The sequence below is a fragment of the Phenylobacterium sp. genome (assembly GCF_030693625.1).
Classification (GTDB): Bacteria; Pseudomonadota; Alphaproteobacteria; order Caulobacterales; family Caulobacteraceae; genus Phenylobacterium; species Phenylobacterium ferrooxidans.
On record NZ_JAUYAF010000063.1, the window covers coordinates 62,620 to 84,581 of the forward strand.

General features: G+C 69.5%; 22 protein-coding genes and 1 pseudogene. 14 read left to right on the plus strand and 9 right to left on the minus strand.

Going from position 1 to position 21,962, the window contains the following annotated elements:
* Positions 1-124: 124 nt before the first annotated feature.
* Complete coding sequence (locus tag Q8N10_RS13405; RefSeq protein WP_304783111.1) at positions 125-1,534, minus strand: short-chain fatty acyl-CoA regulator family protein; 1,410 nt, start codon at positions 1,532-1,534, stop codon at positions 125-127.
* 146 nt (positions 1,535-1,680) lie between these two features.
* Here Q8N10_RS13405 and Q8N10_RS13410 point away from each other — a divergent pair, with 146 nt between their 5' ends.
* From Q8N10_RS13410 to Q8N10_RS13430, 5 genes and pseudogenes are all read left to right on the plus strand, one after another.
* Positions 1,681-3,273, plus strand: coding sequence for an isocitrate lyase (locus Q8N10_RS13410; RefSeq protein WP_304783114.1), 1,593 nt, complete (start codon positions 1,681-1,683; stop codon positions 3,271-3,273).
* A 134-nt stretch (positions 3,274-3,407) separates the two neighbouring features.
* Positions 3,408-3,719, plus strand: a pseudogene (locus Q8N10_RS13415) (MerR family transcriptional regulator); the annotation flags it as partial.
* Positions 3,720-3,830: 111 nt separating this feature from the next.
* Positions 3,831-4,799 carry a phosphoribosylaminoimidazolesuccinocarboxamide synthase gene (locus Q8N10_RS13420; protein WP_370690267.1) on the plus strand — a complete coding sequence of 323 codons (969 nt, stop codon included), beginning with the start codon at positions 3,831-3,833 and terminating at the stop codon, positions 4,797-4,799.
* On the plus strand, positions 4,796-5,467 hold the full coding sequence (locus Q8N10_RS13425) for an HAD family phosphatase (RefSeq protein WP_304783117.1): 672 nt from the start codon (positions 4,796-4,798) through the stop codon (positions 5,465-5,467). Before Q8N10_RS13420 ends, Q8N10_RS13425 begins: the two co-directional genes overlap by 4 nt.
* A 168-nt stretch (positions 5,468-5,635) precedes the next feature.
* On the plus strand, positions 5,636-6,307 hold the full coding sequence (locus Q8N10_RS13430) for a hypothetical protein (RefSeq protein ID WP_304783120.1): 672 nt from the start codon (positions 5,636-5,638) through the stop codon (positions 6,305-6,307).
* A 6-nt stretch (positions 6,308-6,313) separates the two neighbouring features.
* Here Q8N10_RS13430 and Q8N10_RS13435 read toward each other — a convergent pair whose 3' ends face one another.
* Positions 6,314-7,501: a serine hydrolase gene (locus Q8N10_RS13435; protein WP_304783123.1), complete on the minus strand. Its 1,188-nt coding sequence runs from the start codon at positions 7,499-7,501 to the stop codon at positions 6,314-6,316.
* A 69-nt stretch (positions 7,502-7,570) separates the two neighbouring features.
* Here Q8N10_RS13435 and Q8N10_RS13440 point away from each other — a divergent pair, with 69 nt between their 5' ends.
* From Q8N10_RS13440 to Q8N10_RS13465, 6 genes are all read left to right on the plus strand, one after another.
* The gene (locus tag Q8N10_RS13440) at positions 7,571-8,164 is read left to right on the plus strand and encodes a TetR/AcrR family transcriptional regulator (protein ID WP_304783127.1); all 594 of its coding nucleotides are present in this window, start codon (positions 7,571-7,573) and stop codon (positions 8,162-8,164) included.
* A 94-nt stretch (positions 8,165-8,258) separates the two neighbouring features.
* Positions 8,259-8,630 carry a YciI family protein gene (locus tag Q8N10_RS13445; RefSeq protein WP_304783130.1) on the plus strand — a complete coding sequence of 124 codons (372 nt, stop codon included), beginning with the start codon at positions 8,259-8,261 and terminating at the stop codon, positions 8,628-8,630.
* Entirely contained in the window at positions 8,627-9,883 is a 1,257-nt protein-coding gene (locus tag Q8N10_RS13450) for an RNA polymerase sigma factor (protein ID WP_304783133.1), read from the plus strand. Before Q8N10_RS13445 ends, Q8N10_RS13450 begins: the two co-directional genes overlap by 4 nt.
* Positions 9,884-9,980: 97 nt before the next feature.
* Positions 9,981-10,391, plus strand: a complete 411-nt coding sequence (locus tag Q8N10_RS13455) for a glyoxalase/bleomycin resistance/extradiol dioxygenase family protein (protein ID WP_304783135.1) — start codon at positions 9,981-9,983, stop codon at positions 10,389-10,391.
* 125 nt (positions 10,392-10,516) lie between these two features.
* Entirely contained in the window at positions 10,517-10,876 is a 360-nt protein-coding gene (locus Q8N10_RS13460; protein ID WP_304783139.1) for a YciI family protein, read from the plus strand.
* Positions 10,877-10,976: 100 nt separating this feature from the next.
* Positions 10,977-12,386, plus strand: a complete 1,410-nt coding sequence (locus tag Q8N10_RS13465) for an NAD-dependent succinate-semialdehyde dehydrogenase (RefSeq protein WP_304783142.1) — start codon at positions 10,977-10,979, stop codon at positions 12,384-12,386.
* Positions 12,387-12,388: 2 nt separating this feature from the next.
* On the opposite strand, the gene Q8N10_RS13470 is transcribed toward Q8N10_RS13465, so the two are convergent.
* Positions 12,389-13,327 carry a DUF808 domain-containing protein gene (locus Q8N10_RS13470; protein ID WP_304783145.1) on the minus strand — a complete coding sequence of 313 codons (939 nt, stop codon included), beginning with the start codon at positions 13,325-13,327 and terminating at the stop codon, positions 12,389-12,391.
* 148 nt (positions 13,328-13,475) lie between these two features.
* On the opposite strand from Q8N10_RS13470, the gene Q8N10_RS13475 reads away from it, so the two are divergent.
* Entirely contained in the window at positions 13,476-13,898 is a 423-nt protein-coding gene (locus tag Q8N10_RS13475; protein WP_304783148.1) for a hypothetical protein, read from the plus strand.
* On the opposite strand, the gene Q8N10_RS13480 is transcribed toward Q8N10_RS13475, so the two are convergent.
* Entirely contained in the window at positions 13,895-14,920 is a 1,026-nt protein-coding gene (locus Q8N10_RS13480) for an AraC family transcriptional regulator (RefSeq protein ID WP_304783151.1), read from the minus strand. The two genes, Q8N10_RS13475 and Q8N10_RS13480, sit on opposite strands and share 4 nt — an antisense overlap.
* An 85-nt stretch (positions 14,921-15,005) precedes the next feature.
* On the opposite strand from Q8N10_RS13480, the gene Q8N10_RS13485 reads away from it, so the two are divergent.
* Positions 15,006-15,806 carry a DUF2306 domain-containing protein gene (locus Q8N10_RS13485; RefSeq protein WP_304783158.1) on the plus strand — a complete coding sequence of 267 codons (801 nt, stop codon included), beginning with the start codon at positions 15,006-15,008 and terminating at the stop codon, positions 15,804-15,806.
* Positions 15,807-15,851: 45 nt separating this feature from the next.
* Here the strand turns inward: Q8N10_RS13485 and Q8N10_RS13490 are convergent, their stop codons facing one another.
* Genes Q8N10_RS13490 through Q8N10_RS13500 form a run of 3 tightly spaced genes read right to left on the minus strand, consistent with a single transcriptional unit; the run spans position 15,852 to position 18,354 of the window.
* On the minus strand, positions 15,852-16,442 hold the full coding sequence (locus tag Q8N10_RS13490; RefSeq protein ID WP_304783162.1) for a hypothetical protein: 591 nt from the start codon (positions 16,440-16,442) through the stop codon (positions 15,852-15,854).
* Positions 16,443-16,444: 2 nt separating this feature from the next.
* Positions 16,445-17,671, minus strand: coding sequence for a M48 family metallopeptidase (locus Q8N10_RS13495; protein ID WP_304783165.1), 1,227 nt, complete (start codon positions 17,669-17,671; stop codon positions 16,445-16,447).
* A gap of 8 nt (positions 17,672-17,679) precedes the next feature.
* Positions 17,680-18,354 carry a hypothetical protein gene (locus Q8N10_RS13500; protein ID WP_304783167.1) on the minus strand — a complete coding sequence of 225 codons (675 nt, stop codon included), beginning with the start codon at positions 18,352-18,354 and terminating at the stop codon, positions 17,680-17,682.
* A 157-nt stretch (positions 18,355-18,511) separates the two neighbouring features.
* Here Q8N10_RS13500 and Q8N10_RS13505 point away from each other — a divergent pair, with 157 nt between their 5' ends.
* Positions 18,512-19,762, plus strand: a complete 1,251-nt coding sequence (locus Q8N10_RS13505) for an MFS transporter (protein ID WP_304783170.1) — start codon at positions 18,512-18,514, stop codon at positions 19,760-19,762.
* Positions 19,763-19,781: 19 nt separating this feature from the next.
* Here the strand turns inward: Q8N10_RS13505 and Q8N10_RS13510 are convergent, their stop codons facing one another.
* Both Q8N10_RS13510 and Q8N10_RS13515 read right to left on the minus strand, forming a co-directional pair.
* Positions 19,782-20,225 carry a GFA family protein gene (locus Q8N10_RS13510; RefSeq protein ID WP_304783173.1) on the minus strand — a complete coding sequence of 148 codons (444 nt, stop codon included), beginning with the start codon at positions 20,223-20,225 and terminating at the stop codon, positions 19,782-19,784.
* 25 nt (positions 20,226-20,250) lie between these two features.
* Positions 20,251-21,915, minus strand: a complete 1,665-nt coding sequence (locus Q8N10_RS13515) for a class I adenylate-forming enzyme family protein (RefSeq protein WP_304783176.1) — start codon at positions 21,913-21,915, stop codon at positions 20,251-20,253.
* Positions 21,916-21,962 lie beyond the last annotated feature (47 nt).

Below are 21,962 nucleotides of genomic sequence, written 5' to 3' on the forward strand. Positions count from 1 at the left end.
TACCGGGCTCTCGAATTGGGCGTTCAAGGGCCCGCCGCACCGGCGACGCGCCCCACTCAACGGGCGCTTTACTGCACGGAAGCGCGCGGCTTTGAAGCCCCCATTTTCAGGGAGGGCGCAAGTTTCAGCTGTCGGAGAAGCCAAAGGGCAGGCTGGTGCGGCGGATGTCGTCGGGCAGGATCTGGCGACCGATGGGGGGCGCCGAGCGGGCCGTGCATTCGGTGCGGTGGCACAGGCGGCAGGTCACGCCGATGGGGGTCGCGGCCTCCGGCGGCAGGTCCTGGGTATAGACCAGCTTGCCCGCGTGCTCGGCGGCGCAGCCGAGCGCGATGGCCCGCTCCACCCTTGGGCTGCCGAAGGACCCGCCGCCGGCCGTCACCGTGCGGGCGATGGAGAAGAACCGCTGGCCGTCGGGCAGTTCCAGCCACTGGGTGACGATCTCGCGGGGCGTCTTGAACACCTGGTGCAGCGACCACAGGGGACAGCCGCCGCCGTGCCGCGCGAAGGGGAAGCCCGCCCCGTCCAGGCGTTTGGAGACGTTGCCGGCCGGATCGACGCGGATGAAGAAGAACGGCACCCGCTCCTGTCCCGGCTTCTGAAGGGTCGTCAGCCGGTGGGCGGTCTGTTCGAAGCTGGCGCCGAACTGCCGCGCCAGGGCCTCGACGTCGTAGCGGCGGGCCTCCACCGCCCGGGCGAAGGCCGAATAGGGCATGATCACCGCGGCCGCCGCATAGCTGGCGAGGGCGCGCCGGGTCAGGCGCTCGCCGCTCTCGGTGACGAAGGTCCCCTCGGCCAGGACGGCGTCCACCTCCTCGCGCATCTCCAGATAGGCCAGCTGCAGGGCCAGCTGGAACATCTGGCTGGCCGTATCCAGGCCGTCGTCCAGCAGGATCTCCTTGCGGTGCCAGTCCAGTCGCCGGATTGAGCCCACCATGACGGCCGACGGCATGCGGCGAACCCGCAGGCCGTGCCGCGCCTTCAGGTAACCCACCAGGTTGTCCTGCCCGGCGACGCCCTGGGCGATGCGCTCGGCGGCGTCGTCCAGGCTGGGGAAGCTGTTGCGCCGGGCGGCCAGGAAGCGCCGGGATTCAGCGACCGGATCGGTGGCGTCGCTCCCCTCCCCGCCGGTCTCGTGGGTTTCCGCGCCCCGGTCGGCCAGGGCCAACTGCTCCTCGCGATAGGTCGTGTAGAGCCTCAGCAGGGCCTCGGTGATGCCGGGGAAGTTACCCGACAGGTCGGAGGTTTCGAGGGCCGGCAGGTCGATGTCGGCGAACATCGGGTCCTTCAGCACCGCCTGCAGCCGCGCGGTCTCGTCGGCCCCGCTGGTCCCGGCCAGGGTCGACATGTCCAGCTTGTAGGTCTGGGCCAGGCGCAGCAGCATCTCGGCGCTGAGCGGCCGGTGATTGCGCTCCAGCAGCGCGACGTAGGAGGCCGAGACTTCCAGGTCGCGGGCCATGTCGGCCTGGGTCAGGCCAAGGTCCCGGCGCAGGCGGCGCAGGCTTGGCCCCACATAGAGGCGGCGTTCGGCGACCATGTCAGTTACAAATCCCGTTGTCGAAACATTACAACATGACAACGACGCCGCGTAAAGTTCGACAACTAGACCTCGCAGGCTCTCCCCAAGGCGTGAGCGGCTCTGCTATCGCCCCGCTCAACATCACTCCTGGCATCGAGGCCGACATGGCGTACCAAGATCATATCATTCAGATGGGCCAGCTCATCTCGTCGAAGAAGGGTCCGTGGGAGGCGATCGACGCCGAATCCGTGGCCCGCATGCGCGTCCAGAACCGCTTCAAGACCGGTCTGGAAATCGCCCGCTACACCGCCGGCATCATGCGCAAGGACATGGCGGCCTATGACGCCGACTCCTCGCAGTACACCCAGTCCCTGGGCTGCTGGCACGGCTTCATCGGCCAGCAGAAGCTGATCTCCATCAAGAAGCACTTCGGCACCACCGACCGCCGCTACCTCTACCTGTCGGGCTGGATGGTCGCCGCCCTGCGTTCGGAATTCGGCCCCCTGCCCGACCAGTCGATGCACGAGAAGACCTCGGTGCCGGCCCTGATCGAAGAGCTCTACACCTTCCTGCGCCAGGCTGACGCCCGTGAGCTGGGCGGCATGTTCCGCGACCTCGACGCCGCCCGCGCGGCCGGCGACAAGGCCAAGGAAAAGGCCATCATCGACGCCGTCGACAACTATCAGACCCACGTCGTCCCGGTGATCGCCGACATCGACGCCGGGTTCGGCAACGCCGAAGCCACCTACCTGCTGGCCAAGAAGATGATCGAGGCCGGCGCCTGCGCCCTGCAGATCGAAAACCAGGTCTCCGACGAAAAGCAGTGCGGTCACCAGGACGGCAAGGTCACCGTGCCGCACGAGGACTTCCTGCAGAAGGTCCGCGCCTGCCGCTACGCCTTCCTCGAACTGGGCGTTGAAGACGGCGTCATCGTCACTCGCACCGACTCGCTCGGCGCCGGCCTGACCAAGCAGATCGCCGTCTCCACCACCCCGGGCGACCTGGGCGACCAGTACAACAGCTTCCTCGACTGCGAAGAAGTCGCCCCGGCCGACATGAAGAACGGCGACGTGGTCCTGAACCGCGACGGCAAGCTGCTGCGTCCCAAGCGCCTGCCCTCGAACCTCTTCCAGTTCCGCGAAGGCACCGGTGAAGACCGCTGCGTCCTCGACTCGATCACCTCACTGCAGAACGGCGCCGACCTGCTGTGGATCGAAACCGAAAAGCCCCACGTCGAGCAGATCGCCGGCATGATGGACCGCGTCCGCGCGGTGATCCCGAACGCCAAGCTGGTCTACAACAACAGCCCGTCCTTCAACTGGACCCTGAACTTCCGCCAGCAGGTCTATGACGCCTACAAGGCGGCCGGTAAGGACGTCTCGGCCTATGACCGCGACAAGCTGATGAGCGTGGACTACGACACCACCGAACTGGCCGTGGAAGCCGACGAACGCATCCGCACCTTCCAGGCCGATGGCGCCAAGCGGGCGGGCATCTTCCACCACCTGATCACCCTGCCGACCTACCACACCGCGGCCCTGTCCACGGACAACCTGGCCAAGGAATACTTCGGGTCGCAGGGCATGCTGGGCTACGTGAAGAACGTCCAGCGCAAGGAGATCCGCGAAGGGATCGCCTGCGTGAAGCACCAGAACATGTCGGGCTCCGACATCGGCGACGACCACAAGGAATACTTCGCCGGCGAAGCGGCCCTGAAGGCCGGCGGCGTCCACAACACCATGGGCCAGTTCGCCTAAAGCGACCTGATCTACGGACGACAACAGGACGGCCCGGAGCTCACGCTCCGGGCCGTTTTGCTTGGGCCTCGCAGTTTCGCCGAAAATAGGGCTTGAGGCGGAACCTGGGTCCGGCCTCATAGGTGGCGCATCCCATGGAGACGCCAGTGAGCGAGCGCTTTCTAAGTCCCATCGAGACCGCGCGTCGCCTCGGCGTCGGGGTGCGGGCCCTGCGCCTGTACGAACGGAGAGGCCTGGTGTCGCCCCGGCGGACCCGGGCCGGCTGGCGCGTCTACGGTCCAGGCGAGATCGAGCGCCTGCACCAGGTGCTGACCCTGAAGTCGCTGGGCCTGTCCCTGGCCCGCATCACCCAGCTTCTCGATGGGCGGGACGCGGACCTGCCGGCCCTGCTCGCCCTGCAGGAGGACGTGCTCACCACGCGCATCAATGACCTGCAGCGGGCGCGCAAGTCGGTCCAGGCCGCCCGCACGAAGGTCTCGCGGGATGGGCGGCTCGCCCTGGAAGACCTCATCGACCTCGTCAGGGAGACCACCATGTCCACGCTGGACGAAGCCCGGCTGGCGGCCAGCGCCCAGGTGCTGGCCGACGCGATCGACCCGGGCCTGCCGGGCCTCTACCGCGGCAAGGTGCGCGACAACTACGACCTGCCGGACGGGCGGCGCATCCTGGTCACCTCCGACCGACTGTCGGCCTTCGACCGGGTGCTGTGCTGCATTCCGTTCAAGGGGCAGGTGCTGAACGGTGTCGCCCGCTGGGCCTTCGAGCAGACCGCCGACCTCTGCCCCAACCACGTGCTGGACTATCCCGACCCGAACATCATGGTCGGCCGGCGCCTCGAGATCCTGCCGGTGGAGTTCGTCGTGCGCGGCTATCTGGCGGGTACGACAAGCACCTCGATCCTGACCCTGTACCGGGCCGGTCGCCGCGAGATGTACGGGCATCTGCTGCCCGACGGCCTCGCCGACCACCAGGCGCTCGAGATGCCGATCATCACCCCCACCAGCAAGGCCGCCGACGGCGCCCATGATGAGCCGCTGACCGAGAGCGAAATCCTCGCGCGCGGTCTGCTCAGCGAGGCCCAATGGCGGCAGGTCAGCGAGATCGCCCTGGCCCTCTTCGCCCGGGGCCAGGCGCTGGCCGCGGAGCGCGGCCTGATCCTCGCCGACACGAAGTATGAGTTCGGCGTCGATGCCAACGGAACCATCTGCCTCGCCGATGAAATCCACACCCCCGACTCCAGCCGCTACTGGCGGGCCGACACCTATCCGCAGCGCCTCGCCGCCGGCGAGCCTCCCGACAGCTTCGACAAGGACGTGATCCGCGCCTGGGTCGCCGCGCGATGTGACCCGTACAACGAGGATGTCCCGGAAATCCCCCCGGAGCTGATTTGGAAGACCGCCCTGACCTATGTCGAGGCCCACGAGCGGATCACCGGGCGGGCGTTCGAGCCGCCCCGGCCCGCGCCACCAGTGCACGAGCGCGTCCTAGCGGCTCTAGGCGATTTCCACCAACCGCACGCGGCATGACCCTGCCCTACCGCCCACGCGCCGTGATCTTCGACATGGACGGCTTGCTGTTCGATACCGAGGCGCTGTGGCAGGAGGGTCTGCTGGCCGCCGCCGCCGAGGCTGGGCACACGATTCCGGACGCGGTCTACAACGGGTCGATCGGCGTGCGGCGGTCGCAATGCGGCCCCTTGTTCCGATCGCACTTCGGCGGGGACTTCCGGTTTGAGGACTTCCATGCCGATTGGCGGCGGCACTTCTGGCTGGTGGCCGAGAACAGGCCCGCCATGAAGCCCGGCGTTCTCGAACTGCTGGACGCCCTGGACCAGCTCCGGCTGCCCCGCGCCATCGCCACCTCTTCATCCCGCGCGACGGTCGAGCGTCACCTGGCCGCGCACGGCCTGACCGAGCGCTTCGCCGAGATCGTCTGCCGCGGCGACTACGAGAACGGCAAACCCGCGCCCGATCCCTTCCTGAAAGCCGCCGAGCGGCTCGGCGTCGAACCCCGGTTCTGCCTGGCCCTCGAGGACTCCCACATCGGCGTCCGGTCGGCGGCGGCGGCCGGCATGATGACCGTTATGGCGCCGGATCTGACGGAGCCCACCGAGGACATTCGCGCGCTCTGCGTCCTTGTCGTTCGCGACCTCCATGATGTCTGCGATCTGGTTCATACCCATTTGCCCAAATAGCTACGCGCGTCCTTCTCCCCTTGCGGGAGAAGGACAAACTGGAGGCGCGCAGAGGGGGTGCGGCCCCTAGTTCGGCGCCGGCGCGTGGGATTGCAGGGTCGCGCCACAAGTCGCGTGACGCCGTTCTGCGACTGGTACATCCTGCCCCGGAGCTTCCGGGGGGAAGGCATGGACGGCAAACAAGACCAACCAACAGTCAGCGGACCCGAGCCCTCGGGTTTGTCGACGCTGTGGGCTCGGCTCAGGGCGGCGCTGGCGGCACTCGCCGCGCGGAGGCCCAGGCCCGCCGACCCGGCTCCTCGCGAGAAGGCCTCCCGGCGGGCGGCCAAGGCGCGTCAGGACCCGGCGGCGGCGGCGCTGGTGAAGGCCTGGCGCGAGGTCCATGGACGGCCGGCATTCTGGATGGCCCCCTTCTTCCTGGTGTTCGCCGCCCTCTATGCGGTCCCGCATCTGGCGCTGATCCTCGAGCCGCAGGCGCCGCGCAGCCTGATCAACGACCTGGTCGCCGCCTTGCCCACCTGGGCCGAACCGCTCTCGGCGATGCTGGCCGGGTGGCTGTGGGCGCCATGGTGGCTAGGGCTGATCGCCCTACTCTTGCGGCTGCGGGCCGCCTGGACAGCCGGCAAGGCCGTGCTGGACGCCGTCGGCTGGGGGATGGCCGCCCTGGTGGTCGAGGGCGGGGCCTGGCTGTTCTTCGGCCGCGAGGCGCTGGAGGCCTTCAGCGTGGCCGAACAGACCGGGGCCTGGCGGCTGCTGGCGGCGGAATTCATCTTCCTGTTCCTGACCGCCGTGCTGTTCGGGCCCAACACCTACCAGCGCGTCCGCTTCGAACAGAGCTAGCGGGTTCTAGGCCGTCGCCAGGGCGTGGAACGCCATGATCGCACCGTAGCCTCCCAAGCCGTAGCCGGCGGTCAGCTGCTCCAGTTCCAGCATGTTGTGCATCAGCAGGATGGCCACCGAGCCGTCGGTGGGGTCGGCCTGCCACCAGCCGCCATAGGCGCCGGGCCAGCCCACCGTGCCCATCCCGCCCTTGCCGCGGATCACCGGGGCGGTGGCCGGATCCATCGTCACCGCGACCCCCAGGCCAAAGCCGCAGCCGGGGCCGAAGGTGGGCATGCCGAACATCAGGGTTCCGAGCCGCTGCGCCTCCGTCAGCCGGTTGGTCGTCATCAGGGCCAGGGTCTGCGGCGAGAGCAGGCGTCCGTCCACGAAGGTCCGCGCGAAGGCCAGGTAGTCGTCCACCGTCGACCAGAGCCCTGCCCCGCCCGAGGCGAATTCCATGTCGTCGGGTCGCTCAGCCAGGGCCGCGCCGCCTGGAACGGTGGGCAGCTTCTTCAGCCGGCCCTCCATGTCGAAGCCATAGAGCCCCGCGCGACGATGGCGCGCCTCCGGCGGCACGGAGAAACCGGTGTCGGTCATGCCCAGGGGTTCGAACACCCGGTGACGCAGCACCTCTTCCAGGGGCGCGCCCTCCATGCGGGCCAGCAGCAGGCCCAGCAGGTCGGTGGACCGGCCATAGGTGAAGGCCGCCCCCGGCTGGCCCACCAGCGGCAGGGCGGCCAGGCCCGCGATCCAGGCGTCGGGCGACAACGGGCTGTCGAGATCCGGTCCCAGGGCCTCGCGGTGGGCGGCGTCGATGGGACCGGTGTGGAAGCCCGCCTGGGTCAGGCCGGCCCGGTGCGTCAGCAGATCCTCGAAAGTGATCTGGCGGTCGGCGGGCGTGGTGTCGTCCAGCGGCCCGTCGGGATCGCGCAGCACCCGCATGGCCAGGAATTCCGGCGCCACACGGGAGATCGGGTCCTCCAGGGAAAAGCGCCCCTCCCGCAGCATCGTCATGGCCGCCGCCGAGACGATGGGCTTGGACATCGAGGCGATGCAGAAGATGGAGTCCCGCTGCATCGGCAGCCCGGCCTCGATATCGCGCCATCCGACCGCGGCGACCTTGGCCTCCCCGCCCCGCCAGACCAGGCCGACGGCGCCGGCCAGCTCCCCGGCCGCCACCACCGCCCCCAGGGCCTTTTCGATCGCGTCCATGGCCGACTCCAAAATAGACATCCTATAAAATAGACTTCCTATTAATTGGCAATCGCCTAGATTCCGGCCATGACCCAGGAGACCCGCCGCAGACCCAAGGGCGACAAGCGCGCCCGCACCCGCGCCGCCCTGATGGAAGCCGCCCGCCAGCTCACCCGTGAAAAGGGGTTCGAGGCGGTCACCCTGGAGGATGTCGCCCGTCGCGCCGGCATGACCAGCGGGGCGATCTACGGCAACTTCAGGAACCGCCGGGATCTGTTCCTGGCCATCGCCCAGACCGACTGGGCGCCCATCAAGCCGGTGATCGCGCCAGGCTCGAGCTTTCCCGAGATTATGCAGGCCTTCGCCCAGGCGACTCTGGCCGCGGCCCCGGACCTACGGCTGGCGGCCCCGGCCCGCCTCAGCGGCATGGCCCACACCCTCAACCACGAAGAGGTCCGCGCCCGGGTTCGCGAGATCACCGCCGAGAGCTACGCCGGCGGCGCGGCCTGGCTGGCTGACATCATGGAGGCAGGCGACAGCCCCATGGCGCCCGAGGTCCTGGTGGTGGTGATCCACGCCCTGACCGAGGGCCTGCTGTTCCAGCGGTTCATGACCCCGGACCTGGTCCCCGACGAGGTGTTCTATTCAGCCTTCGCGGCCCTGGCGGCCCGTCCGCGCTAGCGGGCCTCGCAGGCGGCCCGCCGTCTTCTTTTCTTCGGCCCCCTGTCGGCTGAGGGCATACTCGTTCGTCCTAGCCTCGATCAGGGACGCCCAGATGCTCTACGCCATCCTCTGCTACAACTCCGAAGAGATCGTCTATTCCTGGAGCCAGGAAGAGGACGACAAGGTCATGGCCGACCTCGACGTCGTGCATCAGAAGCTGCACGCCCAGGGCCGCCTCGGCCCCTCGCTGCGCCTGCTCCCCACCACCGCGGCCACCAGCCTGCACCGCGAGGGCGGCCTGATCACCGACGGCCCCTTCGTGGAGACCAAGGAGCAGCTGCTCGGCTTCTATGTCCTGGAGTGCAAGGACCTCGAGGAGGCCATCGAGACCGCCAAGGAGCTCACCAAGGCCAATCCCGGCTCGGGCGGCGGCTACGAGATTCGCCCGATCCGCCTCTTCCTGCCGGGCGGCGACGTGGCATGAGCGACCTGGCCTGGATCGAGCAGGCGATCACCGCCGCCCGGCCCCAGGCCGTCGGCGCCTTGCTGCGCTATTTCCGCGACCTCGACACCGCCGAGGAGGCCTTCCAGAACGCCTGCCTGCGGGCGCTGAAGTCCTGGCCCGAAAACGGCCCGCCCCGTGACGCCGCCGCCTGGCTGATCATGGTGGGGCGCAACGCCGCCATCGACCAGGTCCGCCGCCAGGCCAAGCAGACGGCCCTTCCGCCGGAGGACCTGATCTCCGACCTCGACGACGTGGAAACCCCGATGGCCGACCGGCTGGACGGGGCGCACTACCGCGACGATATCCTGCGGCTGCTGTTCATCTGCTGCCATCCAGATCTGCAACCCACCCAACAGATCGCCGTCGCCCTGCGGATTGTCTCGGGGCTTTCCGTCAAGCAGATCGCCCGCGCCTTCCTGGTGGGCGAGAGCGCCATGGAGCAGCGGATCACCCGGGCCAAGGCCAAGATCGCCCGCGCCGACGTGCCCTTCGAGACCCCGGGCGCGGTGGAGCGCTCCGAGCGGCTCGGCGCGGTGGCGGCCATGGTCTACCTGCTGTTCAACGAGGGCTATTCCGCGGGCGGGGCCGAGATCGCCGCCCGCAGCCCACTTTGCGAAGAGGCCATCCGGCTTTCGCGCCTGCTGCTGCGCCTGTTCCAGGCCGAGCCGGAGATCATGGGCCTGACCGCCCTGCTGCTCCTGCAGCACGCCCGTGCGGCGGCCCGCTTCGACGCCGCCGGCGACGTGATCCTCCTGGAGGACCAGGACCGCACGCTGTGGAGCGCGCGCAACATCGCCGAGGGCCTGGCCCTGATCGACAAGGCCATGCGCCATCGCCGGCCGGGCGCCTATCAGGTGCAGGCCGCCATCGCCGCTTTGCATGCCCGCGCCGCCCGGTTCGAGGACACCGACTGGGGGCAGATCGACCACCTCTATGCGACGCTGGAGATCATGACCCCCTCGCCCGTCATCACCCTGAACCGCGCGGTGGCGGTGTCGAAGGTGCGCGGGGCCCAGGCGGCGCTGGACATGATCGAGCCCCTGGCCAATCGCCTGGGCGGCTACTTCCACTATTTCGGCGCCCGCGGCGCCCTGCTGCTGCAGCTCGGCCGCACCGACGACGCCCGCGAGGCCTTCAACCGCGCCATCGCGCTGGCCAATACGCCGGCCGAAGCGGCCCATATCCGCATGCACCTGGACCGACTGCAGCAGGACCACGCCAGGAGCGCCTGAGTCAGACGCAGCGAAAACACCATTCGATGTCGGATCGGGGCCTCGCCATTCGTCCTGAGACCGTCGCGCCGCAGGGGCGCGCACTTGGAGCATCGCCATGACCCAAACCCTCGATCCCGTCTTCAAGGGCGTCATCCCCTATCTCAGCGTCGAGGGCGCGGGCGCCGCCGCCGAGTTCTACCAGAAGGCCTTCGGCGCCCAGGAGCTGCGCCGTATGCCCGCCGACGACGGCAAGCGCTTCATGCATATCCACCTGGAGATCAACGGCGGCTCCCTGATGCTCAGCGACGCCTTCCCGGAGAGCGGCTACGGCCATCAGCCCTCGCACAGCTTCACCATGCAGCTGGTGGTCGCCGACCTCGACGGCTGGTGGAAGCGCGCCGTGGACGCGGGCGGCAAGCCCACCTCCGAGCCGCAGGTGATGTTCTGGGGCGACTATTACGGCGCCATGGCGGACCCGTTCGGCGTCCACTGGGCCTTCAACCAGCCTGCGGAACAGCCCGTCTGAGCCACGCTTTTCTCCCCCGTTCGCTGCGCGACAGAGGAGGAAAGAGTCCTGGGCCTGTCGATTTCGACCTCGCCCGTTCGATGAGTCTGCAGGGTCGCGTCGGCCCGACGTCAGGAGATACCGCCATGCCCCGCTACCTGCTCAGCATCATCCAGCCCGACGGTCCGCCCCCGCCGCCGGAATTCCTGGGGCCGATCATGGCGGACCTGGTCAAGGTCAACGCCGATCTCAGCGCCGCCGGCGCCCGGGTGTTCGCCGCGGGCCTGACGCCGCCCTCGGGCGCCAAGGTGCTGAAGCTGCAGGATGGGGAGGTCCAGGTCACCGACGGCCCCTTCGTCGAGGCCAAGGCGCAGATCGGCGGGTTCACGGTCATCGAGGTCGCCGACGAGACCGCCGCCCTGGCCTGGGGGGGCCGCTTCGCCAAGGCCATCACCCTGCCCATCGAGGTCCGCGCCCTGCAGCCCGACCACCCGCCGGCGACCTAGAGCTTGCCATGACCGGACCGCCGGCGCTCATCGCGCCGAACGGGCAACTCCGGCCGTCGCCGGCGGTTCTCTCCCTTTCCACAGCATCCGGAGCCGAGCCATGGCCGCCCAGCCCACTTTCCAGGCCCACGATCCCGCCACGGGTCAGCCGGGCCGTTCCTATGTCGGCCATACCGACCAGGAATCCTTGGCGATCGCCCGCGCCGCACGGGCCTGCTTCGACACCTGGAAGCGCACCAACTTCGCCGAGCGCGCCGCCCCGATGCGCCGCGCCGGGCAGGTGTTGCGCGGCCGCGCGCCGGAGTTCGCGGCGCTCATGACCGATGAGATGGGCAAGACCCTCACAGAGGGCTTGGCCGAGATCGAAAAATGCGCCGCCCACTGCGACCACTTCGCCGAGCAGGCTGAGGCCTACCTCGCCGACCAGCCCGTGGACATGGGCGGCCCCAAGGCCAAGGTCGCCTTCCGGCCCCTGGGGACCATCCTGGCGGTCATGCCCTGGAACTTCCCCTTCTGGCAGGTGATCCGCTTCGCCGCGCCCACCTTGATGGCGGGAAACACCGCGGTGCTGAAGCACGCCAGCAACGTGCCCGGCTGCGCGCTCGCGCTGGAGGAGGTGTTCCGCGAGGCCGGTTTCCCGGCCGACGCCTTCCGCACCCTGCTGATCCCGAGCAAGGCCGTGAAGCTGATTATCGAAGATCCCGCGATCGCCGCCGTCAGCCTCACCGGCAGCGTTCCGGCGGGCAAGCAGGTGGCCTCACAGGCGGCGGCCGTGCTGAAGAAGAGCGTGCTGGAGCTGGGAGGCAGCGACGCCTACCTGGTGCTGGAGGACGTCGACGTGGCCGGCGCGGCGGAGATCGCCGCGGCCGCCCGCATGGTCAATGCCGGCCAGAGCTGCATCGCCGGAAAGAGGTTCATCGTCGTCGCCGAGATCCGAGAGGCCTTCGAGATCGCACTTGTTGAGGCCATGCGCGCCTTTGAGATGGGCGACCCGCGCGCCAGGGACACCAAGCTCGGCCCGCTGCAGAGCGTCGAGGCCCGCGACGGGATCCACCGTCAGGTCACCGAGAGCCTCGCCAAGGGCGCCCGCCTGCTGCTGGGTGGCCAAGTCCCCAACCAGCCCGGCGCCTGGTATCCGGCCACGGTCCTGGCCAGCGTCGTCCCCGGCATGCCGGCCTACGACGATGAGGTGTTCGGCCCTGTCGCTGCGGTGATCGAAGCCCGCGATGAGGCCGACGCCATCCGCATCGCCAATGACTCGCCCTTCGGTCTCGGCTCCGGCGTCCTGACCGGCGATCTGGCCCGCGGTGAACGGATCGCGACCGAAGAGCTGGAGGCGGGCATGAGCTTCGTGAACCAGAACGTCCGATCCGACAGCCGCCTGCCTTTCGGAGGCGTCAAGGATTCCGGCTTCGGCCGCGAATGCGCTGGCTTCGGCATCCGCGAGTTCGTCAACGTCAAGACCGTCGTGGTCCATGCCGCCCCTGTCCCGGCGGGTGGACCGGAATAGATTCAGGCCGGAGACCGCAGCCTTCCGACCAAGTGGACGAGGCCCACGATCACCGCACCAGCCGCCAGGCCCACAACTGCTGAACCCACCGCGAAGCCGAGCCAGCCGGTGATCGCGCCGACGCCGGGCGCCGCGCCCGCCCAATGGGAAAGACCCTCCACCAGGTGCGGGATCGCCATCCATCCGTAGTGCTCGAGGCCGTGCACCAGGATGCCACCGCCGACCCACAGCATGGCCGCGGTGCCGATGGTCGCCAGGCCGGACAGCAGGACCGGCATGGCCTTCACCAGGCCCCGTCCCAGGGCGCGGCCGCCCCGTGTGCCGCCCTTCGCCAGGTGCAGGCCGATGTCGTCCATCTTCACCAACAGGCCCACCACGCCGTAGACGCCGACCGTGATCGCCAGGCCCACGACCGCCAGGGCGACGGCCTGGATCGGGAAGGGCCGCCCGGCCAGGTCGGCCAGGGCGATGAACATGATTTCCGCCGACAGGATCAGGTCGGTGCGGATGGCGCCGGCCACCTTCTGGTCCTCCAGGGCGGTGGAGCTGAGCGCCAGCTCCTCCATCTCCTCGCCCGCCTCGTGCGGCACGAAGGCCTCCAGGATCTTCTCGCTGGCCTCAAAGGCCAGATAGGTCCCGCCGATCATCAGCAGCGGCGTCACCAGCCAGGGCGCGAAGACGCTGAGCGCCAAGGCCCCGGGCAGCAGGAAGATGAACTTGTTGCGCAGCGAGCCCAGCGCGATCTTCCAGACGATGGGCAGCTCGCGGTCCGGGGTGAAGCCCATGGCGTAGCCGGGGGTCACGGCGGCGTCATCCACCACCACCCCCACGGCCTTGGACCCGGCCTTGCCCGCCGCGCCGGCCACGTCGTCCACCGAGGCCGCCGCGATCTTGGCGATCGCCGCAACGTCGTCCAGCAGCGCCGCAAGGCCGGAAGCCATCGGTCAGTCCCTCAAAGATTGGTCCGCCTCCAATCGGTGAAAACATCCGAGGTTCCAAGCGGAAACACCGCGGCCATGACCTGGCGGGTAATGGCGCCGCTTCTACGCCGCCCCTAGTCTGATCCCAGGTGAAACGGGAGGTGAAGCGATGTCGAGGTTCTGGCGCAACTGGTTGACGGTCTGGGGCTGGGCGGTCGTCCTGTTCGGTCTGGTCCTGGCCGGGGCCGGCTTCGAGGCCACGAGCGGTCCGACCCGCCTGCTCTTCGATGTGCTGAACGGCCCCGAGGACCTGATCCTGAGCGCACAGATGCGTTTCGCGGTGGGTCTGATGGGGGCGGTCACCCTCGGCTGGGCGCTCACCCTGCTCGTGACCTTCGACGCAGCTCACAGGCTGGGCGCGGCGGGCGGGCCGGCTTGGCGCGGCGGGCTCGCCAGCGCGGTGGTCTGGTACGTGATCGACTCAGGCATCTCCGTCGCCACCGGCTTTGGCCTCAACGCGGTCTCCAACACCCTGCTGATGGCCGGCCTGCTCACGCCGCTCATGGCCAGCGGCGTGCTGCGCCGGGCCTAGCCGTCCTTCCAGCCGCGCGGCCCCTGTCCGGTCCACCGCTTGAAGGCCCGCGAAAAGGCGCTGCGGTCGGAAAAGCCCAGCAGGTAGGCGGTCTCGTTCACCGACAGCCGCGCAAGGTAGGTCTTGGCGAGCTCCTGGCGCAGCTCGTCCAGCACCTGTTCGTAGCTCACCCCTTCGGCCTTCAGCCGGCGATAGAGGGTCGGGCGGCTGAGGTTCATGGCCCTGGCCGTCGCCGCCATGCCGGCCGCCCCCAGGTGGAGGCGCGGCATCAGCAGGCGCTCCACCTCGCCGCGCACGGTGCGGGTGGCCTCCAGCCGCGCCAGCAGGGCTTGCGCCCGGTCGTTGAAGATGCCGAACACATACTGGTTGGCGCCGTGGGTCTTCAGAGACAGCCAGGACGGTTCGATCCGCAGGGCGTTGCGCGCCGCGCCGAACACCACCGGCGCCTTGAGCACCGCCTCATAGGCCTCGGCATGGGCGGGCCTGGCATGGGTCACCTCCACCGCCGTCACGAAGGGGAAGTCGCCGTAGCCGCGCGCGACCTCGCAGACAAAGCGGGCGAAGGTCTCCTCGGTGAGCTCCGGGAAGGCGTTGGGGTCGGGACGGCGGTCCTCCAGCCACAGCTCCGCGCCCTGGGGGACCAGTTCGAACCGCTCCCCGCCCCCCAGGTCCACCTCGGCGATCAGCCGTCGGTAGCGGTTCAACTGCTGCAGGGCCTCGCCCATGGTCCCGGCGGCGCGGCAGATCAGCCCCACCAGCGACACCTCCTCGAAGTTCGTCGCCGCGCCGAACCGCAGGCCCAGGTCAGGGGCCTCGCAGATCGCCTTGGCGGCCCGCATCAGCGCCACATGGCTCGCCAGCGGCACGCGGTTGTCACGGTCGGTCAGGGCGTCGGGCGTGATCCCCGACCGCGCCAGCAGCTCTGCCCGTCCCGCCCCCAGCGACACCGCGAAGTCCAGCAGCGCCTGGGCGTAGCCCGCCGAGACGGTGGGCCGGTCCGTGCGGTTGATCCCTGAGGTCACAAGTCTGGGTCCTGCGGTCATCGACGGCCGGGCGCGCCGCCCTAGGGTCGCACAAGGAAGCTTCACCGGCCGGGAGAGTAAAGTCATGTCCACCGCGCCGAAAGCCGAACGGCTGCTGCGGGCCTCGGCGGTCCTTTGGTACGCGATCGCGGTCGCGGGGCTGTGGGCCTTTGGCGCCTACATCGCCGCCCTCTATGGCGCGGGTTTGGCGGGAGGCGACATCAGCCGTTGGAACCGGGTGCTGCCCGACGGCCACGGCTATGTCGCCGGCGACCTCGAGGGCAATCTGGCGCTCGGCGCCCACCTGGCGACGGCCTTCATCGTCACCCTGAGCGGGGCGCTGCAACTGGTCCCCCAGATCCGCGCCCGCGCGCCTGCGCTGCACCGGTGGAACGGACGTCTATTCGTCGCTGTCGCGGTCGTGGCGGCGACGAGCGGCCTCTTCATCGCGCTGACCCGCGGCGCGGTGGCGGGGATCTATATGACGGTCGGCAACGCCCTCAACGCCGCCCTGGTCCTGACCTTCGCCGCCCAGGCCTGGCGCACGGCGCGAGCGCGGGCCTTCGTCAGCCACCGGCGCTGGGCCCTGCGCCTCTTCCTGGTGATCAACGCTGTCTGGTTCTACCGACTGGGCATGATGCTGTGGTTCGCCGCCAACCAGGGCCCAGTGGGGCACACCGCCGCCTTCGACGGCCCCTTCGACATCTTCCTGGCCTTCGCCCACGTGCTCCTGCCCCTGGTGATCCTGGAGCTCTACCTGGCGGCCGGAGCGCGGGGCGGCGCGGGCGCCAAGGGCGCCATGGCCGCGCTTCTGCTCGTTCTCAGCCTGGCGACGGCCGTGGGCGTGCTGCTGGTGGCGATGGGGATGTGGCTGCCGCGGCTCTAGAGTACGCGCTCCGCCCCTCTGTCGCGACGACCTCCCATATGGCGGCTAGCCGGTGATCCGGGCGGAAGCCAGGATCGACTCCACCTCCGGGAGGCTGGCCTGGAAGTAGTGCTCGGCCGGCGCGAGATAGACTGTCAGGTAGAGCTTGCCCGAAACCTCGGCGACAACGCCCGTGCCCTTGATCCCCAGGCCCTCACTGGTGCTGGCGTTCAGATCGAAGCGCACGCCGGGCGCCCCACCCAACAGCGCGGCGCGGGGGCGGACCAGCTCCACCCGTTGATACCCCATGGCCGCCACGCTGTCGGAGACGAATTCCAGCCTTTCGCTGGCCGACATCCCGGCGCGCATCAGCGGAGTCGGGCGCTCCTTCACATACGACCTCACGATGTTGTCACCGGGGACCAGACCACTGCCTACATAGAGGGCGTTCAGCAGGGGGCCGTCGATGGACAGCACCCGCACCTTCTTGCCCCTGTTGATCATGATCGGGGTGATGTCCGACCACATGCGGCCCAGGGTCACCTCTTGGCCGGCGCCTGCCTGGAAGCGGCCGGCCGGGGCGGCGGTCACGGTGGCGCAGCCCGCCAGGGCGAGCGCGACGAGAGCGGCGGCCAGGGGCCGAGTTACAAAACGCATGGTCATTTCCCCGATGTCAGGCTGTTCAGGCTGTCTTGCACGATCCAAGCGTCCTCCGCGGCGGGCGCCTTGGTCAGGTAGTTGTCGTAAGCGGCCTTGGCGCCGGCCGGGTCGCCCTCCTTGCGCCGCAGATCGCCGAGCTCGCGCCACACGGCGACGGGGGCGTCTGAATAAGCCGCCGCGGCCAGATAGGCCTCCCGCGCCAGGGCGAGATCGCCATCGCCCCGCCGTTGGCGATAGGCCTCGCCGCGATAGAAGTTGAGCACGCCCAGATCCTCGCCGTCCCTGGCCAGCCGGTCGATGAGATGCAGGGTCTGGCCGAAGTCGCGCCGTCTCAGGTCGTCCCGCAGCCATGCGGCGAGGTGCGGCCGGATCGCCGTCCGATGCCGGGCGCGGCCGGGTGCTCCGGCGTCGGGTAGAGCCTTCAAGTCGGCCTGCAGCGCCTGTATTCGCTCGGCGTCCACCGGATGGCTGGCGAATATGTTGGTGCGGGCGCCCGAATTGCGCACCCGCTTGAAATCCGACGCCTGGGTCTCGTCCATCTGCGCGCGCCAGATCTCGGTCGCCGCCGCTGGCCTATAGCCGGCCTGCGCGGCGCGACCGAGGCCCAGGCGGTCGGCCTCCAACTCGTTAGCCCGGTCAAATCCGAACAACGAGGCCATGCCAGCCAGATAGACCACGTCGATCAGGCCCCGGGTCGCATCCATAATGGAGCTTGCCCCGTCGTAGGTGTGGGCGCTGCTCGCCGCGGCCACACCCACCACCGCCACTCCAGCGGAGAGCACCATCATGGCGTTCGCCGTCGACTTCCTCCGCCGCCAGGAGGTCAGCGAGTGGTTGCGGTCGAAATGACTGATCTCATGACCCAGGATGAAGGCGAGCTGCGCCTCGTCGGCGGCCCGCAGCAGCGTTCCCGACCAGACCTCAGTATAGCCGTTGGGCGCCATGGAGGCGTTGAAGAACGGGCGGTCCATCACATAGACCCGGATGTCGGCGCAGTGGTCCCGCGCGACCTTGCAGGCCACGTCACGCACATAGGCGTTCAGAGCCGGGTCGCGGTCCAGCTCCGCCGACTGCCGTGCGCCGATCTCCGCCTTGTCCGACACAGACCAGAGTCCGCCTTCGTCGCTGGCTAGGTCGGGGCGCACGCCGGCCAGCCGCTGCGCCTGGGCGGCGGAGCCGACGGCCAGGCTGGCGACCGCGACGGCCGCCAGTAACCCGGCGCGCAATGAAGCCCTCAGAGCGGCGCGTCCTTGAGCATCGCCGTAACCAGCAGCTTGGCGCCGTCTGGCTGGCGCATGTCGGCGTTGGGGCCTGCCAGCGCAGTATTGTACCAGACGATTCGGCCGGTCTTGAGGTCCACCAGGGACGCCATGGCGTACTGGTTTCCCAAGGGGACGCTCACCCCCAAGGCCGCGAAACCGATCATGGCCACGACCCGACCGCCGCTCGCATAGGTTCCGCGCGCGGTGACGAACAGGGCATAGTCGGCCTCGTAGGCGCTGCCGAGCGCCTGGGCGCCCTCCCCCAGTGTCCAGTCGAACGCACCCTTTTTGGTGGGGATGTAGCCGTAGGGGATGGATCGGGTGACGGCCTCGTTAAGCCGCAGCAACTGGCCGGTCCGTCCCTCCATCGCGCCTTCCGGATCGATCATCCTGAACTGATGGGCGCGCGCCTTAAGCGAGGCCGACATCTCGGCCGCCAGGTTGTCCTCGCCCTGCTGGCTCCAGTCGGCGCGGGCCTCCTGGAGGCCCGATGCGGTCAAGACCGCGAGGTGCACTTCCGGCTGCAATAGGATGATGCGCGCGCCGGCCGGGGGCTTTGGCGCGTCCTTGAAGGCCAGTTGAGTGCTGGTGGTCGTGCAGGCGGCCAGCAGCCAGCAAGCGGCCACCGCCGCAACGATGCGTTTCATCTGGGAAAGCCCCCCGGCTCTAAGCGCGGCCTACGCACCGCAGGTACAACCTAGACGTTTCCCAGTGGCCATGTCGACCCTGATTCCGGGCCAGCCCCTGGCCCTCGCGAAGGCCGCAGCCCTAAGATAGCGGCGCGTCTTGGGGAGCGGCGGTGGGATGAAAGGTTCAAAAGCTCGCGACGTCTTCCGCCTCCCCGGCTTCCTGGCCTTCTGGAGCGCCGAAACGGTCTCGGAGTTCGGGACCTACATCACCACCCTGGCCCTGCAGGTTATGGTGGTGGTGACCCTGCAAGGCGGCGCTACCGATGTTGGCCTGCTGAACGCCTCGCGGTGGCTGCCCTATCTGGCGCTCGGCCTGATCATCGGCGCCCTGGTGGACCGCTGGCGGCGCAAGCCTCTGCTGGTGGGGACCGACCTTGGCCGCGCCGTCCTGCTGGGCGCGATCCCGGCGCTGTGGTGGCTGGGCGGGCTCAGCCTGCCGCTGCTGATGGTGTTCGTGGCCCTGTTTGGGGTGCTGACCCTGCTGAATGACGCGGCCTCCCAGTCCTTCGTGCCGCGCCTGGTTCCCGCCCCCTTCCTGCTGGCCGCCAACGCCCGCCTGGACCAGGGCGCCTCGGCGGCCCAGACCTCCGGCCCGGCGGTGGCCGGCGCCCTGATCAGCGCGGTGGGCGCGCCCCTGGCCGTGCTGGTGGACGCCGCCTCCTACCTGGTCTCCGCCCTGGTGGTCTGGCGCATTCCGGTGGAGGAGCCGCGCCGCGCGGCCGCCGGCCTCCGCCCGCACCTGCGCCGGGAGATCGGCGAGGGCCTGGCCTTCGTCTACCGCCACCGGGTGCTCAGCCCCTTTGCGGTCGGCACCCACGGCTGGTTCCTGTTCAATTCCATGCTGACCACCGTCTTCGTGCCCTTCGTCCTGCTGGAGCTGAAGCTCACCCCGTTCGAGATGGGGCTGGCGCTGGCCGCCGCAGGGGTCACCGGACTGGTGGGCAGCCTGCTGGCCACCCGGATCGGACGCGCCTGGGGAGCCGGCGGGGCGGTGATCGCCTGCCGCGCCCTGATGCCCGGCGCATGGGCGGTCATCGCCCTGGCCCCCGCCGCGGGCGGCGCCTGGACCCTGGCGGCGCTGGCGGTCGGCCAGGGTCTCTACGGCCTGGCCATGGGCGCCTCCAACGCCAACGAGATGGGCTACCGTCAGGCCGTGACGCCGGACGCCCTGCAGGCCCGCATGAACACCACCATGCGCTCCCTGAACCGGGCCATGATCGTGATCGGCGCGCCCCTGGGCGGCTGGCTGGCCGACACCCTGGGCTATCGCCCCACCTTCTGGATCGCCATAGCGGGCTTCGTGGCCGTCACCCTCTTCCTGGCCGCCAGCCCCTTTCGCCACGCGCGGCATGGGGACCCGGCCTAGGAGGGCGCGGGCCGCCTCCCTAGCGCCAGTCGTCAGGCCGGGGCGGGTCCATCGGCGGCTGGCCGCCCTTCCGGATCGGGGCGTCCGGCCGGGTCCAGAAGGCGCCGGTGTGGGCGTTGTCGCTCCGGTGGAGGATCACGCTGGCGGGATCGAAGTTCACGAACATGCGGGCGTTGACCGCGCGGATCGTCGAGGGCTGGTCCAGGGCGGTGTGGTGGGTGACGCAGCCGCAGGCCTTGCAGCGCCAGAAACCGATCCACCGGTTGCCCCAGATATAGGCCTCAACCGCGTCCTCGCCCTGGACGAGCTCCACGCTGAGTTCGGTCTTGCCGATGGGATCGGAGCGGTAGGCCCAGAGCACGCCGTAGCGGCGGCAGATCGAACAGTTGCAATCCAGCACCCAGGCCGGCGCCGGCTCCAGGGTGATCCGAACGGCTCCACAGTGACAGGCGGCCCTGACCATCGGCGGCTCCTTCTCTCGACGAGGCTCAGCCCCAGCGCGCGGCCGCCTCGTCCCGCAGTTGCCGCTTGAGGATCTTGCCAGAGGCGATGCGTGGCAAGGGTTCGGTGGCGAAATGGAAGTATCGGGGGATTTCGAACCGGGCCAGACGCGGCTCGAGGAAGGCCCGCAGCTCGGCCTCGTCGATGGGCGAACGGGCATGGATCGTCGCCCCCACCTCCTCGCCCAACCGTTCGTCCGGCACGCCGTAGACGCTAGCCTCCAGCACCTCGGGATGCTCCAGGATCGCGGCCTCCACCGCCCCGCAGCCGATGTTCTCCCCGCCGCGGATCACCAGGTCCTTGATGCGGTCGACGATGTAGACGAAGCCGTCCTCGTCCACATAGGCCACGTCGCCGGTGCGCATCCAGCCGTCCACGAAGGTCTCGGCGTTGGCGTCGGGCCGGTTCCAGTAGCCGCGCATGATCGAGGCGCCCCGGATCTGCAGCTCGCCCCGCGCCATGCGGGGTTGCTCAACGCCCGCCTCATCGACGATGCGGATGTCCAGCACGCCTGACACCCGCCCCGAGCTGGCCGGATGGGCCAGGTAGTCGGCGCCGGCGATGCTGGTGCCGATGGCGTTGGTCTCGGTCATGCCCCAGCCGGTGTTGGGGGCGGCGTTGGGGAAGGCCTTGTCGATGGCGCGGACCTGTTCGGGCGCGCGGCTCGCCCCGCCGCCGCCCACGGCGATCAGCGAGCTGAGGTCGCGGCCCTCGCGCCGGGCGATCTCCACGAGGTCGCCAGTCACCGCCGGCGGGCCGTTGAAGCCGGTGATGCGCTCGCGCTCGATGATCTCGACGGCGCGGGCCGGGTCCCACTTGTACATGCAGACCAGCCGGCGCTGGGCGCGGAAGCTCTGCAGCAGGCTGACGTGAAGTCCCGAGACGTGGAACAGCGGGATCGACAGCAGCGCCGCCGGCTGCGGCCCGCCCGCCACCGGCGCGAACCCGGCCAGCATGCCGGCCTGGGCGTCCAGCTCCCAGGACAGCAGGGCCGACATGATGTTGCGATGGGTGGAGACCGCCCCCTTGGGATGCCCGGTCGAGCCCGAGGTGTAGAGCATGATGGCGTCGTCGTCGGGGCCGACCTCGCGCGCCGGCGGCGCGTCGCCCGCGCCGGCCATCACCTCGCCATAGCTGCGCACACCCGCCGCCAGCGGCGACGTCGCCCGCACCGCGATGACCGACAGGCCCTCGGGCTGCGCCTCGCAGGCGGCCAGGCGGTCCAGCCGCTCCTGGTCGGCCAGCAGCAGCTTGGCGCCGCTATCTTTCAGCCCGTATTCCATCTCGTGCGGCTGCCACAGGGCGTTCATCGCCACCGCGATCGCCCCGATCGAGGTGGCCGCCATGAAGCCCAGGATCCATTCCGGATAGTTGCGCATGGAGATGGCGACCCGGTCGCCCTTGGCCACGCCATAGTCGGCCACCATCGCCGCCGCCAGCCGCTGCGACTGCGCCCACGCCTGCTCGAATGTCAGCCGCTCGTCCTCATAGACGATGAACGGCAGGTCGCTGCGCCCGGCTTCGAACAGGGTCCGCAGGTTGACCGGCGCATTGGCGAAGGCCCGCACCCGGCGGCCCAACGCCTCGATCTCGGTCAGCTCATAGGGCAGCCCCTGGCCAGTCAGCTGCGCCAGCGCCTCAATCCTGTTCACGTGTCTCACATCCCTGAAGTCGCCCGAACTGGCGCCGAGCCAAGTGC